The following is a 22,826-nucleotide window of genomic DNA, read 5'->3' on the forward strand; positions in this document are numbered from 1 at the left end:
TGCTCACCGGGCCCGCAGGCTCTCCAGCAGGCGTGCGACCGAGCGTGAGAGATCGAAGGGGATTCGCCGTCCCAGCACGCGCTCCAGGCGCTGGGTATCGCCCACGCTCACCGGCACGTCACCAGGGCCGCGGAGCAGGTTCGCGGCGGTCTGGACTTCCACTCGCACGCCCACTTGCCGGAGGATCTCCTCCAGGAGCGCCCCCATCCGCACGGGCTGGCCGGAGCAGACGTTGAGGATCTCCTCCTCGGGCTCGCGCTGCCCCAGCGTCCAGAGGGCATCCACCACGTCCGCGACGTCCACATAGTCCCGAACGGGAGTCAGGTCCCCCACGGTGAGGCACCCACCGCCCGCGGCGGCCAGGGCGAGGGACTCGCGGGAGAAACGGGCGGGCGCCAGCGAGCCAGGCATACCAGGACCCATGATGTTGAAGAAGCGCACCACCCCCACGCGCAGCCCGCGGCGGCGGGCCACGAGCGCCAGCCGCGTGCTGGCGAGCTTGGCCACCCCGTACTCACCCACCGGACGCTCGCGGGCGTCCTCGGAGATGGGCTCGGAGCCCAGATCTCCGTACTCCGCGGCGGAGCCCGCCACGAGAACGCGAGGCTGGTAGCCCGGCACGGCCTGCACGGCCTGGAAGAGGTGGAGCGTGGTGGTGACATTGGACGCGAAGATGCCCCGCGCCCCACCCCCGGGACCGCCCGCCAGGTGGTAGATGAGTGACGGCCGCTCGCGGGAGAGCAGCTCCGACAGGGCACTCGCATCCTCGGCGAGATCGATGGCGTGGTACCCCGGCTCGTCCCGAGGCGTCCGTCCCACGCCCAGACACCGAAGCCCCTCGGCACGGACTCGCGCGGCGAGCGCCCGCCCGACGAAGCCGGCACTCCCCGTGATGAAGACGGACTCAGCCATGACGGGGGAGGAACTGCTCCCGGCGCTTCTGGAACTCATCCGTGGCGACCGCGTAGTCGTCCGTGCGGCCGATGTCGAGCCAGTAGCAGTCCTGGCGGGCGCACGCCACGCGCTCACCGGACTGCTTCAGACGCATCATCAGCTCGGGGATGTCCAGCCGCTTGCCGCGCTCCATGTAGCGCAGCGCGCCCCGGTTGAAGAAGTTGATGCCCATGCTCACGCTGTAGGAGAGCGTCGGCTTCTCGATGTAGCGGCCCAGCTGCCCGGCGGGATCCTCCTCCACCACGCCGAAGTCGATCTTCACATCGCGCTGGTAGAGGCTGATGGAGGCCATGGCCCCGCTGGCCACATGCGACTCGAAGGCCTTGCGGTAGTCCATGGTGGTGAGCAGGTCACCGTTCATCACCAGGAAGTTGTCGTCGAGCCGATCCGCGACCAGCGACAGCGGTCCGGCGGTCCCCAGGGGCTCCTCCTCGTGGGAGTACTCGATGCGCACGCCCCACTTGGCTCCATCTCCGCAGAAGACGCGGATGAGCTCGGCCAGGTGGCCGGTGGTGACGATCAGCCGGTCGAAGCCCGCCCGCGCCAGTTGCCGCACGACGATCTCCAGGATGGGGAGATCATCGATGGGCATCAGCGGCTTGGGAAAATTGGTGGTGTAGGGCCGCAGGCGCGTGCCCTTGCCACCGGCGAGAATGATGGCTTGCAAGGTGGTGTCCCTACCGGTTGTAGACGTCGGACCGGAAGCGGTCGGCGTGGTTGCGGATGAAGGCGATCGTCTCGAGCAGGCCCTGCTCGAGCCCCACGCGGGGCTTCCACCCGGTGAGTGCCTCGGCCTTGCGGGCATCCGCCAGGAGCGTCATGACCTCGCTCTTCTCGGGGCGGACGCGCTCGGACTCGCAGACAATCTCCTTCTTCACGCCCGCCAGCCGGAGGATCAACGTGGCCAGATCGCCAATGCTGATGGCCTTGCCAGAGCCCACGTTGATGACCTCGCCCAGCGCCTGATCGCTCTCGGCGACGGCGATGAACCCCTCCACGGTGTCCGCCACGTAATTCAAGTCACGCAGCGGGGAGAGCGTGCCGAGCTTCACCACCGGCGAGGAGGAGAAGGCCTGGCTGATGATGGTGGGGATGACGGCGCGCGCCGACTGCCGCGGACCGAAGGTGTTGAAGGGGCGGATGGTGGCCACCGGCAGCCCGAAGCTCAGGTAGTAGCTCTCCGCCAGCTTGTCGGCGCCGATCTTCGAGGCCGAGTAGGGAGACTGGCCCTGCAGCGGGTGCTTCTCGTCGATGGGCGTATAGAGCGCGGTGCCATACGTCTCGGACGTGGAGGTGTGGACCACGCGCTTCACCTTGTGCGCGCGCGCCGCCTCCAGGACGTTGAGCGTGCCCTCCACGTTCGTGCGCACGTAGCTGGCTGGCGCCACGTACGAGTAGGGAATGGCGATCAGCGCCGCCAGATGGAAGACGATGTCCTGACCGGCCACCGCCGAGGACACGAAGAAGGGATCCTCGATGTTGCCGGAGATCACCTTGATCTTCGAGCGCACCTGAGAATCCGCCATCTCCAGGTTCGAGAGATCTGGCCGGGCATCGTAGTGCACCATGGCCGTCACCTCGGCTCCGCGCGCGACCAGCGCCTCCACCAGGTGGCTGCCGATGAAGCCACCCGCCCCCGTCACCAGGACCTTCGCACCCTGCACTTTCACGTCATCCCCTCCCTTGCACGACGCCGCTCGCCGCCCCTTGGGACGCCAGCTGGCGGAACACTTCGTAATACTTCTGACGCGCCGTTTCGATGGAGAAGCGCTCCTCGACGCTGTCACGGCACGTGCGCGCCAGGCGCATCCTCCGCGTGTCCAGGCTCAACGCCCTGCGGATATCGCGCACGAACCCCTCCACGTCCGTAGGCGGCACGACGAAGCCCGTGCGGCCGGACTGGATGACCTCGGGCAACGCCCCCACCTTCGACGCCACGACCGGTGTGCCCAACGCCAGCGACTCCAGGCACACCAGGGGCAGCCCCTCCACGTCCGAGGGGATGACCACCACGTCCGCCCGGCGCAGGTAGGGCCGTGAATCCTCCACGATGCCCAGCAGCTTCACGCGCTCGGCCAGCCCGTGCCGGTGGATGAACTCCTCCACCTCCGGCCGCTGCGGCCCATCACCCGTCATCGCGAAGCGCACACGCGGATCCTTCCGCATCCGGCGGGCAATCTCGACGAAGCGCAGGACCCCCTTCTCCTCGGAGAAGCGGCCCGAGTACAGCACCAGCCGCACACCCGGCGCCATCTCCAACCCGGGCGGCCCTCCGGGCAGATAGGGCACCGACTCCTGCGAGAAGCGCTGCATGTCGATGCCGTGGTAGATGATGCGGATGCGCTCCGGCGACTCGCCGTCCCGGAGCAGCGCATCACGCACCTCCTCGTTGGCGACGATGTGGAAGTCGATCTCGCTGGCGTGGCGGCGGTTGTTCGCCAGGTGCCCTACCGTGTTGTACAGGTGATCCACCACCCGGACGTGCGGCAGCTCCCGGCGGATGCGGGGCAGCAGCGCGTAGGTCCGTGCCGAACCGACGAGCATCAGCACGTTCACCTGCCGCGTTCGCAGCAGGTGCAGGATGGCCTCGTCGTGGGCGAACTCGGGCAGCTCCTTGGACAGCTCGAAGACATCATCGGTGAGGCGCTGGAAGGCGCCCGACGAACTGCCCATGCTGGGAGGCGTCTCGATGGAGGAATAGACGGTGAGCCGCGCGTTCTCCTGCTGGCAGGTGGCGAACACCTGAAGCATGAGGCTGTCGGAGCCGCCCATCACCATCCACGGCTGGGCCAGGGCGATGCGCAGCGGATTGCGCGCCGGCAGCACGCTGCGCGAGAGATCCCGCGACGCCACCGCCTCCTTGATGGGCTGGGTCTGCTCGCGCGAGACGCGCGCCACGTACAGGGGCCCCAGGTAGCGCCGGTGCTTGGCCAGCGTCTTGCGGTAGGCCTGCTCCAACCCCGGCCGGATCGCGTCCGACAGGCTGTTGCCGTGGATGCGGTAGAGCATCAGCGGCTCGCGGATCTTGTATCCCCGCGCGCCACGCTCGGCGAAGCGCAGCCAGAAGTCCCAGTCCTCGATGGAACCGTCCTTGTTGCTGCCGTAACCGATGTCGAGCGACTTCCACGTCTCATAGCGGAACATCGCCACGGTGGACACCGTGTTCGTCTTGCTCAGGTTGGCCAGCGAGAACTCGTCCGCCGTCTCCCACACCCGTTGCTCACGGCCAAAGAGCTGCACGGAGGGATAGACCACATCCACTCCCAGCAGCTCGAGCGCCATCACCGCCTTCTCCAGGTACGTGGGGGCGAGCATGTCGTCCGCGTCCAGGAAGGTGATGTACTTGCCACGCGCCTGCCGCAGTCCCGCGAGGCGGTTCTCCCCCACCCGTGTGGGCTCGGACTGGAAGATCTTGCGGACCTTCGGATGCCGCAGCGCCCGCACCTGCTCCGTGGTGGTGCCGTCCGTGGAGCCGCCCTCCACGAGGATGATCTCGAAGTCTTGCAGCGTCTGCTTGTCGAGGCTCACCAGCGCGTCCGGCAGGAAGCTCCCATAATTGAAGCAGGGGATGATGACCGACACGAGCGGCCTGCTCTCCGGCCAGCGCTCGCGGCCGGTCCCCTCGCCAAACACCTCCTGTGTCACCTTGCGGTAGAACGTGGTGACGCCATCCACCAGCACCTGGGAATCCGGCAGGTGCCGGAGCGGCTGCTCCACGGCGAATTCCAGGACGTACTCACTGGCCCGCCGCACGGGCTCCATCACCGTCTGGCCGAGCCATTTCCGGGTGGACTTGGGTACGACCAGCCGTGCCATCGCCAGGGGCAGCCGCCAGACTCGCGTCGGCTCGTCCTTGATGTCCACCAGTTCCTGAGCGAACTCGAAAGCACGGTGTGTCTTGTAACTGCGCACCTGCTCCTCTCGCTCGCTGAGCTGGGAGCGGAGCTGCTGCTGGGTCTCCTGGAGTTGTTGGAGCTTGCGCTCCATTTCACGCAGGCGTTCCTTCAGGAGTGCGGCATCCTCCTCCGCCCCACGAGAGGAACGCCGGCGCTTGCCAGCCCGCTTGGGTTTGGGAACAACCCCCTGGCGCAGGGGCAGCACGTCACCCAACGGCGCATCCGATTGCGGATCAGACGAGGGAGAGGGCTTGTCTTCCACAACCGTGGCGTCCAGCGATTGCTTGCTTCCCTGGCGATTCATGACCATTCTCACTCACCGGCGGCACACCCGCCCTCATCCGGTGCGAGGGATGGCGAGTGGCGCTGGGACGGACAGGGTCCAGGCCATCGCCGAGCGATACCACGTGGAGAGCCGACCCCACCTACATGTCCTGACGTGCTCAACTCCCCCGACCCGGCTGGCCGCGCGTGTGTTACGGGATCGGTGCTAGAGTGTCAAGGCAGACCACCCAGGCTGGCAGGCTGCGCGGCGCCCTTGTTTCGTGATGTCGAGCGCATCGGGCGAACTCCTTCGTTCCTCCCACAAACCACTGGATTAATTGGACTTTTCTTCCAGGAGAGGAACCGCCCTCCCGCCTTGCCTCCCCAGGTGACCCATGGGTTACAAGGTTTGCGAATCCAAGAACCACCTCGCGAGCGCGAGCCATGTTCGTACAAAGGACGCGGAACAACTCGATGACAGTGCATGACCCCCCCCTGGTGATCCTCCTGCCCGAGTTGGCGCTTGGAGGATTGCTGCGGCATGCCAGCGATCTGGTGCGGCAGGCAAAGCGGGAGGGGCAACCAGCGACGATCGTCTCGGTGCGAGGCGAGCACGACATCTCCGAGCACCTGGCCGGGCTGGACGTGCGCCTGGTGGAGTCCTGGAGCGGAGCCGGACAGAAACAGGTGCTCCAGTGGATGGAGGGAGCGGATGTGTTGCTGCTGAGCTCCCCGCAGACGGCACTGCTGGCGCCGGCGCTCTGCGTGGCGCGGAGCGCGGCGGTGGGGGTGCATGGCTCGCCCGGAACCAACCGGGAGTGGCTCGGAGAGGAGCGCTTCGCGGTGCTGGCCACCGCCGTTGGCGCGTCAGGAGGGCCCCAGGTGCTCGTGCCCGGGCAGGCATACGTCGACGGTGTGGCGCGGGAGTTCGGCATCTCCACCGAGCAGGTCTCCGTGTTGCCCAACGCGACGCCCTTGCCCGAGGGCCCGCCCCCCAGAGTGCCGGGGATGGGCTCCGTGCTGACGGCGATGCGGCTGGCTGGCGACAAACGGTGGGTGCTCGAGGCGGCGGCGCGGCTCGCCATCGCGGGGCACGTGCCACTCAAGGTCGTGGGCCAGGGCCCGCATGCCGCCGAGTTCCGCGCCTGGCTCGGCTCCCGCCCCGGCCTGAACGCCGAGCTCATCGAGACAGATGACTTCGACACCCACCTCGGGGACGCCGACGTGGTCGTGGCCGTGGGGCTGGTGGCGCTCGAGGCCGCGGCGCGAGGCCGCCGGGTGGCCGTGGCGGCCAAGCCTGGAGGAGGGCTCGCCGGAGCGCTCACCCCGGGCAACTGGGCGGCACTCCAGGCCACCAACTTCGCCGGGCTGGGCCTGCCGGAGCAACCTCCCAGCGAGGTCTGGACAGCGCTCGGGGAGATGTCCGCGAAGGACCTGGAAGAGGTGACCGGACTCGTCGAACGCACCGCCTCGCCCCCGGCGTTGCTGAAGACCCTGCGGCTGCACCTGCGGCCCGTGCGGCCACCCGCGCCGGACCGTCTGGTGATGGCCTTCGCGGACCTGACCGCTTCACTCGAACTGCGCATCGCCAGACTCGCGCACGAAGGCGGGGAACTGGAGAAGGCACGCGACTGGTGGCATCAACAGGCCCGGTCCGCAGGCGCCCAGCTCCGGGAGACCACTGACTACCTGGGCCAGGTGGAGGAGGCGCGCGACTGGTGGCATCAGCAGGCCCAGTCCGTGGGCGCCCAGCTCCGGGAGACCACTGACTACCTGGAGCAGGTGGAGAAGGCGCGCGACTGGTGGCATCAGCAAGCCCAGTCCGTGGACAAGAATCCCCGCACATCCTGAGAACGCGGCCCCGGTGTATCCATTTCCCGGGCCCCACGCCCCGTGGCATACAGCGCCACGTTGCACCTTCTTCCAGATGAAGAGGTTCCATTCGTGTCCGCGCAGCCCCCACACCAGCCAGAGCGCACGGAAGCGGTAGCCGCTCCGTCCCTCCCTCCTCGAGAGGAGGCGCCCCTCGCATTGCCACTGCTCGGTGCGCTGTCCCGGAGGGAGCTGTTGCTGTTCGCGAGCACGTTCTGCGTCCTGCTGATGACCTGGACGCCCAGGCTGTCGCAGACGTTCTACTCGGGGGACGACTATGTGATGTCCCAGACGGCCCACCGGGTGCAGGAGACGATGCTGGGCCAGGGGCGCTTCGGACTGGCCCTCTTCCTGAGCTTGCAGGAGGCGCTCGGGGCCCCCCATGGCCGGACGATCACCCTGTACACGTGGCTGGCGCTGCTGTTGATGTCACTGGGAGGCGTCCTGCTGGCCCGGATGTGGCGGTTGACGAACGAGCGCTGGCTGCCCTTCGTCGTCTGCCCCCTGGTGTTCATCCACCCCTACTTCGCCGAGCTCTGGGCCTTCCGGGGTGTGCCCGCACTGGCATGCCTGTCGCTGCTGCCCGCGATGCTGGCCGTGGAACGGACCCGCCTCCATGGGTGGAGGGGGATGCCGGGAGCACTGCTGCTGCTCACCTTCTCCCTCAGCATCTACCAGACGAGTTTCAACGTGCTGGTGGCGATCATCGCGATGGGGGCACTGTTGGAGTTGGGGCGCTCGGAGGGAAACCGGGGCGAGGTGCGCCTCATCCTCGCGAGGTGGTTGCCGGCCGCGTGCGTGCTCCCCCTGGGCAGCCTTTGCTACCTGCTGGTGAACAAGGGGGTGCTGCTCATCTTCCGGCCGCCCGTGCTTGCGCGCACGCAGTTCCTGAGCCTGGACGGCGCACCGGAGCGCCTGGGGCAACTGAAGCACCTGTTCAAGATCATGCTGCGCGACGAGGCCTTCAGTACGCGGCTGGTGACCGGGCTGCAGGCAGCGGTCGTCCTGTCCGCGCTGGCGCTCATCGCGCTCCAACTCTGGAAGCAGAGGAACCCGGCCAAGAGCGCGTGGATGGTGCTCCTCTCCGGTATCAGCCTGCTGGCCACGGTGGGCGTGCTGATGCTCCTCAAGGAGTGGTGGCCCACGCCCCGGACGAGGATCGCCTTCGCCTTCGCCATGGGTGGACACCTGGCACTGGCATACCTGCTCGCCCCTTCCCGCCTGCGCCCCCTGCTCGCGACGGTGGCGGGCCTGCTGCTGTGGGGGTTCGCCGGCATCGACCAGCAGTTCTCGGCCGACCAGTTCGTCGTCAATCAACTCGACCGGGTGACCGCGCAGAAGGTGGCCTTCCTCCAGGAGCAGAACCCCGAGCTGAGGGACCTGCGGAAGGTGGCCTTCGTGGGACATCCGTTCTCGTACCCGGGCACCCGGGTGGACAGCGACACGAACGTGGCGGCAATGGCCACGAGCTGGAGCCATGCCGGGTTGATGCGGATGGTGACGGGACAGATCTACGTGCCCCTCGTGGATGAGGAATACGCCCTGGGTGTCCAGGAGTGCGCCAACGGTCCAAAGTGGCCGGATGAGCACGCCTTCCGGAAGATGGGCGAGCTCCTCTTCGTCTGTTTCTAGTCCCGCCTACGCGCCCGCTCCTCCGCGGATACCGAGCTCCCGGCTCCAGGTCATCGAGGAGGACTGGGCGGTGCCCCCCAACCGCCACCACGTCCGCTGGACGGCGAGTTGCTGCAGCTGGGTAACCACCTCGACGCGCTCCGCGCCATGCAGCCAGGACTCGGCCAATGCGGCGCGGACGAGCTCCCGGTACAACCCACGGCCGCGCCAGCGGGCATCCACCGCGTTGAGCGGCACCTTCGCCACGCCGTCACGGGGAAGGTTCAGCGTCAGGAAGCCGGCGAGCTCGCCCTCTTCCTCCACCACGAAGGTCACGTCCGCTGCCGGGCCGCCGATGGAAGTGCGCGCCCAGTGGGCATACACCTCGCGGACACCGGCACGAGGCAGGTGGGGATCGTTCAGATAGCGGTTGTAGGAATCGCCAGGCGTGCTGAAGCAGCGGGCGGAGAGTTCCGCGAGCCGCTCCGCATCCCGTTCCGTGGCACGGCGAACTCCCGCGGGGAACGCCGAGGGCTCGCGCGGGCGCGTCACGGCCAGCGTCACCAGCAGGTCCCTCAAACAAAAGCCGGCCCCCTGGAGCGCCGCCGCTCCCGTGTAGTCCCGGCTGTCCAGGCGGCACGTCAGGTGGACGAGTCCCTGCGCCCTGGCCTTCTCCACCGCCCTCAGGAGCAATTCACGGCCGCCCTGCTCGGAGCGCGCGAGGAGCAACTCCAGCTTTCCCGCCTCGAGTCCCAGCCGCTCGCAGTCCCACGCCTCGCGGCGCACGGCCACCACGCCCCCCTCTCCCTCGACAAGCTGGCCCGCCTCGCGCCGCCGTTCCAGGTCGCGCACGAGCCGCTCCGCGGCTTCACGCCGAGAGCCCCCCGGCTGCACGGGAAGGCACGCCCAGCCCTCCAGCCACTCCATCCATCCCACTTCACGGTTGTCAGTCGGCACGGCGCGGCACCTGCATCATGGAGAGGACCCCTCCGGCTTCTGCAGCACGGCCAGGACCGAGGTCCCCCAGGGAAAGGAAACGTGGTGGCCCAGCGGCGTCTCGAGGCTGAAGACGGCCCGCAGCAGCGCATTCACCGGAGGAGAAGGAACACGGTGGGAGCGCTCCACCAGGGCCCAGACTTCGTCCCGCGACAGCTTGGACAGGTCTGGCTGTCCCATCAGCCGGCCGAGGACGAACAGTGGGCTGAGCAGGAACATGAAATAGCGCGTGTCCAGCACCCGGAAGCCCAGCTCGTGCCCGAGCCGCTCCAGGTCCTCGCGGGTGTAGCGGCGCTGGTGACCCACCACGGCATCGTTCCAGGACCAGAATCGCTGGAACGCGGGGGTGGTGATGAAGACGAGCCCCCCCGGTGCCACGGCCCGAAGGACCTGCCGCAACGCGGCCCTGTCATCGGGAATGTGCTCCAGCACATCCAGCAAGAAGACCAGATCCCAGCGGTCCCTCCAACCGAGCCGCTGGAGGTCCACCTGATAGCGCGAGACCGAGGCTGGAAGCAGCGTGGAGGCGGTCTCGAGTGCGTGGAGTGACGAATCCGCGAGGGCCAGTTCCCCGAATGCCGGGCGGCCCTGCCCGGCGAGGAAGGACACCCAGCCCCCCGCCCCTCCTCCCAGATCGATGGCCCGCGGCCCCGGGCTTCGCGCCGGCACCCGCCCGAGGTGCCGTTGCAGGGCGTTCCACAGGAACCGGCGCCGGCCGAGATACCAGAAGTGCCTCGACTGCATCTGGCGGAGGAGCACGACACCACGCGAGTCGTACGCGTCCTCCTGGTGCTGCACCGGCACGCGCGGCCGGAAGATGCCATCCGAGAGGACGTACTCCGTCTCTGGCACATCGCCCCGCACTTGCGCTGCGTCAACTCCGGACATGGCCCCCCCTCTCGGATTCGACTCCCAACCGCTCAAGCAGCCTGGCTCGCTCCGCCTCGCGAGGCCCGCTCGCCTCCGCCGATATCCGAGGACGGGCCAAGCCCACCCGAGGAGCGGAGCCAATCCTGACCACGGGCATTGAGCGAGACATACATCCGCCCCAGGTAGGTGCTGATGATGCCCAGGAAGGCGAAGAGCAGGCTGAAGAGGAACGTCAGAACACAGAAGAGCGAGAGCCAGCCCTGAGGAGCCTGATTCAACATCAGCGCACGGACGATCTGTACCACTCCCAGCAACAGGCCGAACAGCGATGCGCTGAAAGAACCCCACGTGGCGAGCTGCAGCGGAAGCACCGTCAGGGTGCTCATGTGCGACAACCACAACCGGAACAGATCGCGGATACGGTACGTGGACTCCCCTGCGTCGCGACGCCTGTGGGGCACGGTGACCTCGCCCACCCGGCGGGTGCTGCGGAAGATCATCGAGTCGATGTACGGGAAGATCTGCTCGGACTGCCCCAGCATGCGGGCCAGGTCTCCGCGGATCGCGCGCACGTTGGTCACCCGGATTCCCGTGCGGTTGCCCATGGTGTGCTTGAAGAGCCACAGGTTGAGCCGCGAGACGAGCCGGCGCGGCAGATTCTGCGCCGTGGTTTGGAAGCGGCCATACACCACGTCGTGGCGGCTGCCGCGCAACGCCCGGGCCACGGCCAGACCCGCCTCTGGAGGGTTCTGCCCGTCATCGTCGAGTGTGATGACGGCATCGCCCCGCGCGATGGCGAAGCCCTTGAGCGTCGCTGCGTGCTGGCCACGGTTGCTGCCCAGCTCGAGGAAACGGATGCGCGCATCCTTCGCATGCAGGCGATCGATGACCTCCTGGACGTCGTCCGGAGAGCCGTCGTTGACGAGGATGATCTCGAAGGGCCCCTCGGGCTCGAGCGCCGCCACCAACTCCGAGACGGTCTTCTCCAGGTAGCCCTGGGAGCGGTAGCACGGAATGACGACAGACAGCAGCCGTTCAGAGGGCACGGAGGAACTCCTGCGCCCGCCCGATGACCGTGGAGAGCTCCGCGTCGGTCATGTTGAAGAACAGCGGCAGCCGCACCAGGCACCCGGTCAACCGCTCGGAGCCGGGCAGCCGGGAGCCGTCATGGAACCGCTGGCCCATGGGCGACTGGTGCAGGGCCACGTAATGGAAGGGCGCGATGATGTCGTGCTTGCGCATGTGGGCGATGAAGCCCGTGCGGTGCTCGGGCGAGCGGAAGACCATGGCGAACAGGTGCTGGTTGCCGGTGTTCCGGGGCGAGCCCTTGATGACGTAGCCGCCCACCCGCTCCACCGGCTCGGTGAGCGCCTCCTCGTAGGCCGAGTAGATCTGCCGGCGGCGGGCCTGGATGCGCGACAGCTCCTCCAACTGCGTGCTGAGGTAGGCCGCGTTGAGATCCGACAGCACGTAGCTGGAGCCGACATCCACCCACGTGTATTTGTCCACGAGGCCATGCTGGAACTTGCGGCGGTTGGTGCCCTTGTCGCGCATGTACTCGGCGCGGTCGACCAGGTTCGCATCACCCAGGGTGAGCGCGCCGCCTTCTCCGCAACCGATGTTCTTCGTCTCATGGAAGCTGAACGCCGAGCACACGCCGAAGGTGCCCAGCGGACGCCCATCGAAGCTGGCCGCCAGGGCCTGGGCCGCGTCCTCCACCACCGGAACCTTGCCGCACAGCTTCAGCAGGGCCTCCATGTCACACGAATTGCCAGCGTAGTGGACCACCACCACGGCCTTGGTGCGCGGCCCCAGCAGCTTCTCCACGTGCGCCAGGTCGAGGTTTCCCTGGGCGTCCACGTCCGCGAAGACGGGCCTGGCCCCACGCAGCACGAAGGCATTGGCCGTGGAGACGAAGGTGTACGACGGCACGATGAACTCGTCGCCGGGCCCGATCTCCAACAGCAGCGCGGCCATCTCGAGGGCATGCGTACAGGACGTCACCAGCAGGGTGCGCAGCCCGAGCATCCGCTCCAGCATCTCCTCACAACGCTTGCCGAAGGGTCCCCCGCCCGCGACATGGCCATTCTTCAGGATGGCCTCGGCCATGGCGGTGAGCTCGGTGCCGAGATGGACTGGTTTGTTGAACGGAATCATGCAACCCCCGCGATGACGCGTGAAGACGCCGTTAGGTAGCAGAGCCAACGGGAAGGCGTCAAAAACCCAAAATCATCCCAGCGTGGGCAGCCGGCTCCGCTCGCACCGCCAGCGTGCATGGAAGCCGGCGAGGCCGCTGCATCGGTGGACTTGTGCGGCGTGGCGCCCGGGTTGTAAGGGAGCAGGCGCCTTGAGCTACCCGAGCAGAGACCCGAGCCACGCTCCGCCCCGGCGCTCCCCCACCGAGCACCCGGGGGAGCGAGTGCGTCTCCAGACCGCAGGGAGGAAGCCATGAAGATTGCCTTCCTGGCAGGCGACGTCGGCAACATCTCGGGCGGGGCCAACGTCATCATCGAGTACGCGTGGCGGTTGCAGGCGCTGGGCCACGAGGTGGTGCTCGTCACCCACCAGCCGGTGCGCCTGTCCTCTACGCCGTGGCACCCGCGGCTGCCAGAGCTGCGCTTCCAGTCCTTCACGGAGGCTGCGCGGGAGCGTTTCGACTTCGCCTTCGCCACGTGGTGGCTCAGCTGGTTCGACCTGTGGCGCCTGGACAGCGCCGTCTACGGCTACCTGAACCAGAGCCTCGAGTCGCGCTTCCACGCGGAGGCCCACCTCAAGCATCTCAACCGCATCACCTACTCGCTGCCGCTGCTCTTCGTCACCGAGGCGCGGTGGCTGGCCGACTTCATCCGCACCGTCCAGCCAGGGGGGCAGGTGCTCTATGTGCGCAACGGGCTGAGCCGCGAGCATTTCCCCTGCGTCGAGGCGCCCGCCCCGCGCACGGGCCCGCTCCGAGTGCTCGTGGAGGGGCCCTGGGGCATCGAGTTCAAGGGGGTGGCCGAGACCTTCGCGCTGCTCGAGGAGGCCCGCGCCCGCGTGGACTTCGAGGTGGGCTGGCTCACATCGAGCGGCGGCGGCCAGACGCCGGTGGTGGGCGGCAAACCCGTCCAGGTGTACGAGCGCATCCCCATCGACCGCGTCCGCCACGTGTACCAGCGCCACGACGTGCTCCTCAAACTGTCGCGCGTCGAGGGCATGTTCGGCCCGCCGCTGGAGATGTTCTCGCAGGGAGGCACCGCCATCACGTACACCGTGACGGGCTCTGACGAGTACATGGTGCACGGAGAGAACTCGCTCCTGTTCCCACCGCATGACCGCCGGAGGCTCACGGATTACCTGCGGGTGCTCTCGGCCTCGCCCGCGTACCTCGAGCGCCTGAGGGCCGGGGCCCTCCGCACCGCCCGCGCCTTCCCGGACTGGGAGGCCAGCATCGGGCTGCTGGAGGGCGAGCTGCGGCGGCTCCATCGCGAGGGCCTGCGCAACGGCCACCTGCGCCCCGCGCTGGAGGCGGTGGCGACGCTCAAGGAGCACTGGCTCGACGAGGTCCGGCACGTGACGGAGGCCGCGCTGGATGCCGGCCCCGGAGAACGGCTGCTGCTCGAGCGCTACCGGAGGCTCAAGCAGAGCACGGGTTTCCAGGGCTTGAAGCGGCTGGTGCCGGACGGCGTCAAACAGTCCGTGCGTGCGTTCTTCACCCGGAGGCTGGAATGAAGATCCTCGCGCCATCGGCACGGATGAGGGTGGCCATCCTCGGGCGGCCCATGCTCGAGCCGCACGTTCCGCGCACCGCCGGGTGGGCGGAGATCCGGTTCCTCGCCCTGGGCGAGGACGAGGGGGCCCTGGCAGCGGACGAGGCGCGCGCCTGGGGCGCGGAGGCATGCCTCGTCCTCGAGCCGCAGCGGCTCGCGCAGGACGTCGTGGCGCGGCTCCCCGGGATGAAGATCGGCATCATCCCGGTCCCGCTCGACGGGGAGGAGACCTTCGAGAAGCTGCTGGCGCTCGTGCGGCCGGGAGGCTCGGGTTTCCGCTGGCTCAGCTGGCCGGAATCCCCCGTGCCCTCCAGGCTCGCCGCGCTCCCCTGGCTGCAGACACTCCCGCTGCCGGTGGACACGCACCGCTTCACCGAAGGCCCCCGGCTGCATCGGACCCGCATCCTCGTCCCCGAATGGGCCTCGCCCTCCATCCCCGTGCTGGACCGGATTCGCGAACGGGCGGACATCGAGCCGCTCCCCCGGGGACTGGAGACTTCCGCGCTCCTGGAGCGGCTGGAGGGCGCGGGTGTGCTGCTCTACAGCACCCACGAGCCCCTCGGCCGGAACGATCCGCTGCCGATGCTGGCGCTCTCGCGGGGCCTGCTGCTCATCGCCGAGACGCCCTTCCCCTCCGACTGGTGCGTGGAGCCCGAGGACGAATTCCTCGTTCGCGGCGGAGAGGCCATGGTGCGCGCGGTGGACGAGCTGGTGCGGAGGCCGGGCTCCTTCCACGCAGTGCGCGTGCGCGCCTGGCAGAAGGTGCGCGAGGCCTTCGATGCCTCCGCGCTCTTCCAGCGGCTCCTCCACGACGCCTCGCTGCTGAGCTTCGCGGAGGAACGCGGACCTGCCAGTGCCGGGCCCTCAACGGGCTGAGCGCATGACATGGGGCCCTGGTGGCCAGGGCGTCCACCCTGCCCTCGCCGGACGCGCGAGGCTCACCGCACCAGCCGGCCCGCCAGGGACTTCAGCGCACCATGCAGGCGCGGCACGCGCTCGCGGAAGCGGTTGTTCAGCTCGTCGATGACGCGGTGGCGCATGCCCTTCGCACTCGCGCCATCGGCCCGTGCCCGCTCCACCCGCTCCTCCAGGATGTTCAGCGGGGTGAGCATCCGGAGTTCCGGCAGAGGTCCCGCCGGCCCTTCCTTTTCGGGGCCGGTGAAGCGTTGCTCGCAGGAGGCGATGCCGCCCAGGAAGAGGGGCTCGAAGAGCGCCGCGAGGCGCAGGGGCAGCTCGGAGGCACGCTCCGCGGCCTGCTCCAGCGGGAACGGTCCCAGCCGCGCGCGGTCCACCACCAGGGCGAACAGCAGCGACGGTTCGCGGTGGAGGTGCGCCGGCTCGAGGTGCTCGCCGAGCGGCAGTGGCCGCTTGTGGGGCACGAACCGCTCCAGTCCCTCGAGGGGCGTCCGCCGCGCGCGGGACACCGCCCAGGCGGCCTCTCCGTCCCGCAGCGCCTGGACGAGCTTCACATAATGGTCCGGGTAGACGATGCACGCCGCATCGAGGAAGGCCAGATACTGACCCCTGGCACGGCGGAGTCCCTCGGCGAAGGCGGCCCGGGCCTCCGCCTCGACGAGCTCGAACGTGTAGCCGCCGATGGCCTGGTAGCGCTCCAGCAACTCACGCGCGGCTTCGTCCCGGAAGGGAGCGGCGAGGACGATCTCCAACGGCTGCTGCTCCTGGCACGCGAGCGAGAAGAGTGCCTCGTCGAGCAGCGGGCGCGTCTGGGACTCCCCGGCCCACAGCACCACACTGAGCAGCCCCGGGACGTGGGCGCGCGAGGCGGCCTCCTCGGAAGACCCAGAGGGAGCGAGCGCGTAGAGCAACACGTCGGCCCCGGTCACCGGGGAGAGCTGCGAGAGGAGCTCCCTCAGCGCGGCCTCCGTCCCGGCGGCGAGAGGTGCCGTCCGGGGCTGACAGGGCACCGCGCGCCGCGCCAGCACCTTCAGTCCGAGCGCGGAGAAGCAACGCGTCAAGGACGCTTCGGTGGCTCCGGATACCGCGGGCGCATGGCCGGAGAGCACCTCCAGGAGCACCGTCGAGGAGGCCGCGTTGCGCGCGCCCACCAGGAGCGTCGCGGAGGGCACGGACCCGGCCACGGTCCGCAGCGTCTCCTCGAAGCCCGGCGGGGAACCGTCCGCGGACAGCACGACGTGGGTGGGCGCCAACCGGCCCAGCCTTTCCGCCAGCGAGCGGTCCGGCGCCGAGTCATCCTCCAGCTCGAGCACGGTACACCCGGCGGCCTTCAGCCGCTCCACCAGCACCTCGTCGCGCGCGAGCAGCAGCACACGAGCCCCCGCCCCCACCTGCTCGAGCACCCATGCGTGCAGCGGCGCCGGTTCCACGTCGGCGGGCAGTCTCACCAGCGTCCCCTCGCGAAGTCGAAGCCGTGGGAGAAATCCGCCACCCGGGCGAGCGCGCGGGAGGGACGCTCCAGGGCGGGCGCGGGCAACGGCGGCCCACCCAGCTCCTCGTACTTCTTCAGGCAGGAGTTGGCGAAGGCGGCATTGCCATACTTCGCACCGAGCAGCACACCGCTGCGGCGCACGCTCTGCTCGCGCCGGCTGCTCACCTCGCGCGTCACCGTGTAGTGGTGGGCGAGCGCCGCGGGCGCCACGTGCGTGGAGAAACCCGCCGCCCGTGCGCGCCAGGACAGGTCCACGTCCTCGCAGTACATGAAGAAGCGCTCATCGAAGCCGCCCTCGGCCTCGTACAGCTCGCGGGTGATGAGCAGCACGCAACCCGAGCACCACGGCGTCTCGTGCGTGACGGGGTGGTAGGGCTTGGGGTGCTCGTCCGGGAACATGCGGGCCTCCACCAGGCCCGTACGCGCGTGGCGCCCGGCCTCGGCCACCAGCTCGCGGATGCAGTCCGGGTGCAGCACCGCGTCGGGGTTGACGCACACGTAGTGGGCCACCCCAGGCTCGGCGAAGGCCCGCGCCATCAACTGGTTGTGCGCCAGACCGAAGCCCAGGTTGCCGCCAGAGGGCCGGTAGTCGGCCCCGGGCTCCAATTCCTCCAGCACCGCGCGCAGCGACTCGTCCGGCGAGTTGTCGAGCCACATCACCTCGAATGGGGCCACGCCCGGCGAGCGCCGGTTGAGCCCGAACGAGGCCACCAGCCGGCACAGCTCACGGCGGGAGTTGCGGTACAGCACGACCCCCAAGCGGACGCCTCTGGCCTGGCGATTCACCCGCGCCTCCTGCTCCATCTCACGAGGCCGCGCTGCGCTGGAGTGCCGCTCCCGGCTCGATGATCCACCGGTGGGGCGGGCGAACCAGACCTTCGCCTCCGATGGGTGAGCGCACCTCGAAGGTGCTCGGCTGGAGGCTGTTGGAGTACACAGTGCCCTGGGAGGAGCGGGCTGACACGTCCAGGGTATAGCGGCCCGGGGACAGGCCCACGCGCTCGATGACGAAGCGCACCGTGCCCTGATCCGGCAGTGGCTCTGGCAGCGGCACCGACTCGAGGAAGGTGTTCGTCGCGTAGACCTGGGTGCCATCCTCGCGCCGGATGTCCACCGCGAAGCCCGCATCCGACAGAGGCCGCCGGGTGGTGAATCCCACGCGCACTTCCAGGCCCTGCTCGGTATCCACCACGACCCCCGTCTCCCCCGTGGGGGCCACGAGGTCCACCGACACGAGCTCCACCGGGAGCGGGGCATCGGCCTCCTGGGTGCCGGACACCGTGGCGATGGACGTCTCGGAGCCCCGGAGCGCCGGGAGTGCACCGCCGCCGGGAGTGAGGGCGGGGGCCGTGAGCGGTGTGCCCTGGGCCTCGGCCAGCCGCAGCGCCTGCTGGTAGTGGCGGATGACCTTGGCCGGCTCGCCCACCTCGCGGATGCGCCCGCCATCCAGCCACGCCGCGCTGTCGCACCAGTTGGCCACCGTTTGCAGGTCGTGCGTCACCAGGACGATCGTCTTTCCCTGCTTCTTGAACTCCGTCATCTTGGCGAGGCTCTTCTTGCTGAAGTGCTCGTCGCCCACGGCGAGGATCTCGTCGATGATGAGGATGTCCGGGTCCACGTGGGTGGCCACCGCGAAGGCCAGCCGCATGTACATACCGCTGGAGTAGGTGCGCACCGGCTCATCGATGAACTCGCCCAGCTCGCTGAAGGCGATGATGGCATCCATGCGCTCGCGCACCTCGGCGCGGCTCATGCCCAGGATGATGCCGTTGATGAGGATGTTCTCCCGCCCGGAGAAGTCCGGATGGAAGCCCGCTCCCAGGTCCAGCAGCGCGGAGATGCGGCCGTTGATCTCCATGGTGCCGGAAGTGGGCGCGTAGATGCCGGTGATGAGCTTGAGCAGCGTGCTCTTCCCCGAGCCGTTGCGCCCGAGGATCCCCATGGTCTTGCCCCTGGGGATGGTGAGGTTGATGCCGCGCAGCGCGGTGATGAGGCGGGCCTCATCGGGCTGGCGCTGACCGCGCAGCCAGCGCAACAGCTCGGACTTGAACGTCGTGTACTCGCCCCGGATGGTCCGCTTCCGGAAGCTCTTCACGACGTCACGGATGACGATGGCGTCCATGGATTCTTGCATGGGGGGGACTAGATGGACTCCGCGAATTCCTCACGCCGCGACTCGAAGATCCACGAGGCGGTCCAGAGCAGCCCCACCGAGGCCACTCCCAACGACAGCAGCGGCAGCCCTTCCGGCAACCGGTGCTCGTAGAAGATGGCCTGGTACGAGGTGATGAGGATGGCCATGGGGTTGGCCAGGGTGAGCAGGGTCCGGGCCTCCGCGTTGGCGATGGTGCTGGCCTGATAGAGCACCGGCGTGGCGAAGAACCCGAGCGTGAGCAGGTTCTGCACGATGTGCTGCAGGTCGCGGAACGTCACGTTGACGGCGGAGACGATGTAGACGAGCCCCAGGGTGAAGACGAGCTGGATGGCGACCACCACTGGGAAGGCCACGATGTGCCAGGTGGGCCACACGCCATAGAACGCCCCCAACATCAGCATGAGGGGCAGCGACAGGACGTAGTTGACCAGGTTGGTGGCCACCACCGTGGTGGGCAGCACCTGCGCCGGGAAGCGCACCTTGGTCATCAAATCCCGCCGATCGCTGATGGTGCTCGCACCAGCGCCCACGGAGCTGGAGAACCAGATCCACGGCAGCAGGCCCACGAACATGAAGAAGGCGTAGTTCGGGATGTTCTGCCGCATCACCACGGTGAAGAGCAGCGCGTACACCAGCATGTGAAGGGTCGGGTTCAGGAACGTCCAGAAGAACCCGAGGATCGAACCGCGGTAGCGGGCCTTCAGCTCGCGCTGCACGAGGCTGATGAGCAACCCCCGGTATTGGTACAGCTCACGAAAATGGCGAATCATGGGGCGGCCTTCATATAGCAGGCCAGAAAGAGGAAGCGAGGCAGGCGGACACACGAGCGATCGTCCATCTCCTCCTGCGCTGACCCCTTCAGCCGATGAGGGGGATGTAGACCAGGCCCGTCCCATCCCGGAAAACAAAAAGGCTCCCTGGTTTCCCAGGGAGCCTCTTTTTGGAGCGGGAAAAGGGATTTGAACCCTCGACCCTCGCCTTGGCAAGGCGATGCTCTACCGCTGAGCTATTCCCGCATCAGAGGAGTGTGTGGAGCGGGAAAAGGGATTTGAACCCTCGACCCTCGCCTTGGCAAGGCGATGCTCTACCGCTGAGCTATTCCCGCGTCACTCGTCCTGATTGCTCCCGGCGTTGCCTCGCGGCGACGTCGAAAGCGAGGGGGGATATACAGTCCGGTCCCAGGTGCGTCAAGCCTTCTGTGCATCCGCTCCGCTTCCCCGTCTGGCCAGCATGGAGAGGAAGGCGCGGAAGTACACGACGGCGCTCCACACCGAGAACGCCCCCGACAAGTAGACCAACAACTGGCCCACCTTGTTGAAGTCCACGGGCGCCGCGTAGAAGCCCACGTCGATGATGTGCTCGTAGTGCACGCACAGTGAGATGATGCCCACCAGTTGGAGGGAGGTCTTCCACTTGCCCTCCTGCCCTGCGGCGATGACCATGCCCTCGCTCGCCGCGATGGTGCGCAGGCCGCTGACGATGAACTCGCGCGCCAGCAGCACGATGACGACCCAGGCGGAGATGCGCCCCAGCCGCACCATCATCACCAGTGCGGCCATGGCGATGAGCTTGTCGGCCAGCGGATCCATGAACTTGCCCACCACGGTGATGAGGTTCCAGCGGCGCGCCAGGTAGCCGTCCACCACGTCGGTGATGGAGGCCACGGCGAACACCGCGGCCGCCAGCAGCGAGGAGAGTGGATCCGCGTCGTAGGTGAGCCAGACGAAGACGGGGATGAGGAAGATGCGGCCCAACGTCAGGATGTTGGGGAGGTTCCAGAACTCCTGGACGAGCACGCTCGGCTGACGCGCCGCCCGACGCCGCGCCCGCTCCTCTTTCTTCTGCTTCCTCCGCAACGCACGCTCAGCTCGATCCATGGCGGGGCCTTCTACCGGACTGGCAGGGCGATGAGGGCAAATCCTTCACCGCTCAGTTCCACGGCGACACGGGGAGCGTCCTCCGCTCCCAGCAGCGACACCACTCGGGGCGACACCTTGCCCTGCCAGCCCACCAGGTGGGACAGGGGGACCGTCACCGGCGTCTCCTGCGCGACGAACACCGAGCGCAGCGTCCCGCCCAGACTCAGCACCACCCTGCCCTGCCCTCGCAGGTGCACCAGGCTCAGGTCCGACGCCATCTCCGAGGGCACCCTGCCATTCTCGAAGGCCACCGCCTCCTCGAAGGCGAAGAGGCACTCCTCGCGCACGTAGGCGCCCACGTCCCCCAGGTCCACCGCCAGGAAGGAGCGCGATGGGGGCGGCTCGAGGAAGAGCACCCCCTGGCCACTGGCGCGCACGAAGCGGCCCGGGCCGTCGCCGAAGGGCTCATCCGTGGGCCGGCCCCGGAAGCGCTTCACCTCCGGGTGGAACTGGATCTGCCCGCTATAGGCCACCAGCCCATCCAACCGCGTGAGCAGCTCGCCCTCCACGCGCGCGGAGAAGCTGCCATTGCCCACCCGGAAGGGCTGGGCCTGGCTCGCCCCCGCCAGCGCCAGCGCGGGCACCAGCTCCGCCAGCATGGGCACGTCCGCTCCCGGCCGGAAGGCACCGACCCTCGACGGCAGCTCGGGAACGGCCTCATCCAATGACTGCGGCAGCGGCTCGCTCGGCTTCACCGCCTGGGACGTCTCCGCGATGGCCGCTTCGGACTCCGCCTCGACGGTGTCCGCCCGGGTCCGCGCCTGAGCGCCGGCCGCGCCTGGCGAGTTCTCGGTGAGGGCACCGGGCCCCTCGTCCTCGGCGAACCGCAGGTCGTCCGGATCCTCCTCCGGCGCGGGCTTCGGCGCGGCGGAAGGTGTCTCGTCCAGGCCGAACTGCGTGCCCCACTCCCCTTCCACGGGAGCCAGCGGACGCGGGGGGGGCGTGAGCGCCCGGGGAACGACGGGCATGGATCTGGAGGGCCGGAGGACCTTCTCCCCCGCGATGGCCTTGGCCATCTTCTCCGCCATCGCCTCGCTGCCCGCCTTGACGAAGTGCTCGCGGGCGCGGCCGTACTCCCCGGCCTGCGCCAGGGCCAGCCCCAGGTAGTTGTGCGCCTTCTGGTGATCGGGCTGCAGGTCCGTCGCGGCCTCGAACTCACGCATCGCGCGCTGCAGGGCGTTCGTCTTCAGGTACACGAGGCCCAGGTTGACGCGCAGCGTGGCGTCCACCGGGTTGTCGCGCACCAGTGCTTCGTAGATCTCCGCCGCCCGGTCGAAGAGGCCCAGCTTGAAGTAGGCCAGCCCGAGCAGGTTGCGGCCCTTCTCGTTCCGGGGTTGGAGCTGGTGGGCCCGCTCGAGCAGTTGGCGCGCCTCGGGCACACGGCCCTGAGCCAGCAACTCCCCCCCCTGATAGAGCTGCTTGAGGAACTCCTCGTCAACGGGGCTCTTCTGCCCCCGCCCCGTCACGCGCGTCGTCGCCATCGGAATCCGTCCCGCGGGGCTCGTCCTTCGTGAGCCGTTCGCGCTCTTTATAATGGTAGTAGAGCTGGAGCACCTTGCGAACGTACGCCTGCGTCTCCGCGTACGGCGGTACCTGGCCCCCATACTTGCGCACGGCCTCCGGGCCCGCGTTGTACGCGGCCACCATCTTCACCATGTCCCCGTTGAAGAGGTTGGCCAGCACGCGCAGGTAGCGCACCCCACCCTCGATGTTGTCCCGGGTGTCGAAGATGTCCTTCACGTACATCTCCGAGGCCGTCGCCGGCATGAGCTGCATCAGCCCGCTGGCGCCCTTGGGGGACAGCGCGTTGGAGTTGAAGTTGCTCTCCGTGTGCATGATGGCCCGCACCAGCGCGGTGGGGATGCGGTAGCGCTCGGCGGCCTTGACGATGTGCGGCTCCAGCTCCGCCGGGGTGCGCGACCGGCCCTTCACGGGAGCGGAGGGCGCGGGCGCCTCGCTGAAGGTGCCCTTGAGCTTGCTCGCCTTCTTGGCGCCGCCGGGCGGGACGTTCGTGTAGACGATGGTCCCGTCCTTCTCCACGTACCGGTAGATGCCCTCCGCCTGGGCACCCAGGGGGGCAAGCAACAGCGCGGGCAGCAGCAGGAAGGAAATGGCTCGCATATCGGCCCCCCAACC

General features: G+C 68.5%; 19 protein-coding genes and 2 tRNA genes. 4 read left to right on the forward strand and 17 right to left on the reverse strand.

From position 1 onward, the window contains the following. Nucleotides 1–3: 3 nt before the first annotated feature. Genes BO221_RS34075 through BO221_RS34090 form a run of 4 tightly spaced genes read right to left on the reverse strand, consistent with a single transcriptional unit; the run spans nt 4 to nt 5,154 of the window. Nucleotides 4–912: an NAD(P)-dependent oxidoreductase gene (locus BO221_RS34075; RefSeq protein ID WP_073565032.1), complete on the reverse strand. Its 909-nt coding sequence runs from the start codon at nt 910–912 to the stop codon at nt 4–6. After that, nucleotides 905–1,621 (reverse strand): sugar phosphate nucleotidyltransferase, encoded by a 717-nt coding sequence (locus tag BO221_RS34080; RefSeq protein ID WP_073565033.1) that lies wholly within the window; start codon nt 1,619–1,621, stop codon nt 905–907. Before BO221_RS34080 ends, BO221_RS34075 begins: the two co-directional genes overlap by 8 nt. A 10-nt stretch (nt 1,622–1,631) precedes the next feature. Continuing rightward, nucleotides 1,632–2,624 (reverse strand): GDP-mannose 4,6-dehydratase, encoded by a 993-nt coding sequence (locus tag BO221_RS34085; protein WP_073565034.1) that lies wholly within the window; start codon nt 2,622–2,624, stop codon nt 1,632–1,634. A 1-nt stretch (nt 2,625) separates the two neighbouring features. Continuing rightward, nucleotides 2,626–5,154 (reverse strand): glycosyltransferase, encoded by a 2,529-nt coding sequence (locus BO221_RS34090; protein WP_158079961.1) that lies wholly within the window; start codon nt 5,152–5,154, stop codon nt 2,626–2,628. 434 nt (nt 5,155–5,588) lie between these two features. On the opposite strand from BO221_RS34090, the gene BO221_RS34095 reads away from it, so the two are divergent. Both BO221_RS34095 and BO221_RS34100 read left to right on the forward strand, forming a co-directional pair. After that, complete coding sequence (locus BO221_RS34095) at nt 5,589–6,965, forward strand: hypothetical protein (protein WP_073565036.1); 1,377 nt, start codon at nt 5,589–5,591, stop codon at nt 6,963–6,965. 180 nt (nt 6,966–7,145) lie between these two features. Beyond that, nucleotides 7,146–8,618: a glucosyltransferase domain-containing protein gene (locus BO221_RS34100; RefSeq protein ID WP_073565037.1), complete on the forward strand. Its 1,473-nt coding sequence runs from the start codon at nt 7,146–7,148 to the stop codon at nt 8,616–8,618. A gap of 6 nt (nt 8,619–8,624) precedes the next feature. On the opposite strand, the gene BO221_RS34105 is transcribed toward BO221_RS34100, so the two are convergent. The 4 genes from BO221_RS34105 to rffA are packed head-to-tail and all read right to left on the reverse strand — an operon-like array spanning nt 8,625 to nt 12,620. After that, nucleotides 8,625–9,554, reverse strand: a complete 930-nt coding sequence (locus tag BO221_RS34105) for a GNAT family N-acetyltransferase (protein ID WP_143195845.1) — start codon at nt 9,552–9,554, stop codon at nt 8,625–8,627. A gap of 15 nt (nt 9,555–9,569) precedes the next feature. Further along, nucleotides 9,570–10,481, reverse strand: coding sequence for a class I SAM-dependent methyltransferase (locus BO221_RS34110; RefSeq protein WP_073565039.1), 912 nt, complete (start codon nt 10,479–10,481; stop codon nt 9,570–9,572). 32 nt (nt 10,482–10,513) lie between these two features. Next, a complete protein-coding gene (locus BO221_RS34115) occupies nt 10,514–11,509 on the reverse strand; it encodes a glycosyltransferase (protein WP_073565040.1) in 996 nt (331 codons plus the stop codon). After that, nucleotides 11,499–12,620 (reverse strand): dTDP-4-amino-4,6-dideoxygalactose transaminase, encoded by a 1,122-nt coding sequence (gene rffA / locus BO221_RS34120; RefSeq protein ID WP_073565041.1) that lies wholly within the window; start codon nt 12,618–12,620, stop codon nt 11,499–11,501. Before rffA ends, BO221_RS34115 begins: the two co-directional genes overlap by 11 nt. A 291-nt stretch (nt 12,621–12,911) precedes the next feature. On the opposite strand from rffA, the gene BO221_RS34125 reads away from it, so the two are divergent. Next, the gene (locus tag BO221_RS34125) at nt 12,912–14,171 is read left to right on the forward strand and encodes a glycosyltransferase (protein WP_073565042.1); all 1,260 of its coding nucleotides are present in this window, start codon (nt 12,912–12,914) and stop codon (nt 14,169–14,171) included. Further along, nucleotides 14,168–15,085 (forward strand): hypothetical protein, encoded by a 918-nt coding sequence (locus tag BO221_RS34130; RefSeq protein WP_073565043.1) that lies wholly within the window; start codon nt 14,168–14,170, stop codon nt 15,083–15,085. The genes BO221_RS34125 and BO221_RS34130 overlap by 4 nt, the downstream gene beginning before the upstream one ends. 62 nt (nt 15,086–15,147) lie before the next feature. Here the strand turns inward: BO221_RS34130 and BO221_RS34135 are convergent, their stop codons facing one another. From BO221_RS34135 to BO221_RS34175, 9 genes are all read right to left on the reverse strand, one after another. Next, nucleotides 15,148–16,572 (reverse strand): glycosyltransferase family A protein, encoded by a 1,425-nt coding sequence (locus BO221_RS34135; RefSeq protein ID WP_083681784.1) that lies wholly within the window; start codon nt 16,570–16,572, stop codon nt 15,148–15,150. Further along, the gene (locus BO221_RS34140; RefSeq protein WP_233166372.1) at nt 16,569–17,402 is read right to left on the reverse strand and encodes a glycosyltransferase family 2 protein; all 834 of its coding nucleotides are present in this window, start codon (nt 17,400–17,402) and stop codon (nt 16,569–16,571) included. Before BO221_RS34140 ends, BO221_RS34135 begins: the two co-directional genes overlap by 4 nt. A 19-nt stretch (nt 17,403–17,421) precedes the next feature. Further along, nucleotides 17,422–18,750, reverse strand: a complete 1,329-nt coding sequence (locus BO221_RS34145; protein WP_073565046.1) for an ABC transporter ATP-binding protein — start codon at nt 18,748–18,750, stop codon at nt 17,422–17,424. A gap of 8 nt (nt 18,751–18,758) precedes the next feature. Continuing rightward, nucleotides 18,759–19,541: an ABC transporter permease gene (locus BO221_RS34150; RefSeq protein WP_073565047.1), complete on the reverse strand. Its 783-nt coding sequence runs from the start codon at nt 19,539–19,541 to the stop codon at nt 18,759–18,761. A gap of 171 nt (nt 19,542–19,712) precedes the next feature. Beyond that, nucleotides 19,713–19,787: transfer RNA gene (locus tag BO221_RS34155), tRNA-Gly, on the reverse strand. 14 nt (nt 19,788–19,801) lie between these two features. Next, nucleotides 19,802–19,876, reverse strand: a tRNA-Gly gene (locus tag BO221_RS34160). 82 nt (nt 19,877–19,958) lie between these two features. Further along, a complete protein-coding gene (pgsA, locus tag BO221_RS34165; protein ID WP_073565048.1) occupies nt 19,959–20,648 on the reverse strand; it encodes a CDP-diacylglycerol--glycerol-3-phosphate 3-phosphatidyltransferase in 690 nt (229 codons plus the stop codon). A gap of 11 nt (nt 20,649–20,659) precedes the next feature. Continuing rightward, on the reverse strand, nt 20,660–22,171 hold the full coding sequence (locus BO221_RS34170) for a tetratricopeptide repeat protein (RefSeq protein ID WP_073565049.1): 1,512 nt from the start codon (nt 22,169–22,171) through the stop codon (nt 20,660–20,662). Beyond that, nucleotides 22,125–22,811, reverse strand: a complete 687-nt coding sequence (locus BO221_RS34175; protein ID WP_073565050.1) for a lytic transglycosylase domain-containing protein — start codon at nt 22,809–22,811, stop codon at nt 22,125–22,127. The genes BO221_RS34170 and BO221_RS34175 overlap by 47 nt, the downstream gene beginning before the upstream one ends. Nucleotides 22,812–22,826: the final 15 nt, after the last annotated feature.

Source organism: Archangium sp. Cb G35, from assembly GCF_001896145.1.
GTDB lineage: Bacteria > Myxococcota > Myxococcia > Myxococcales > Myxococcaceae > Archangium > Archangium violaceum.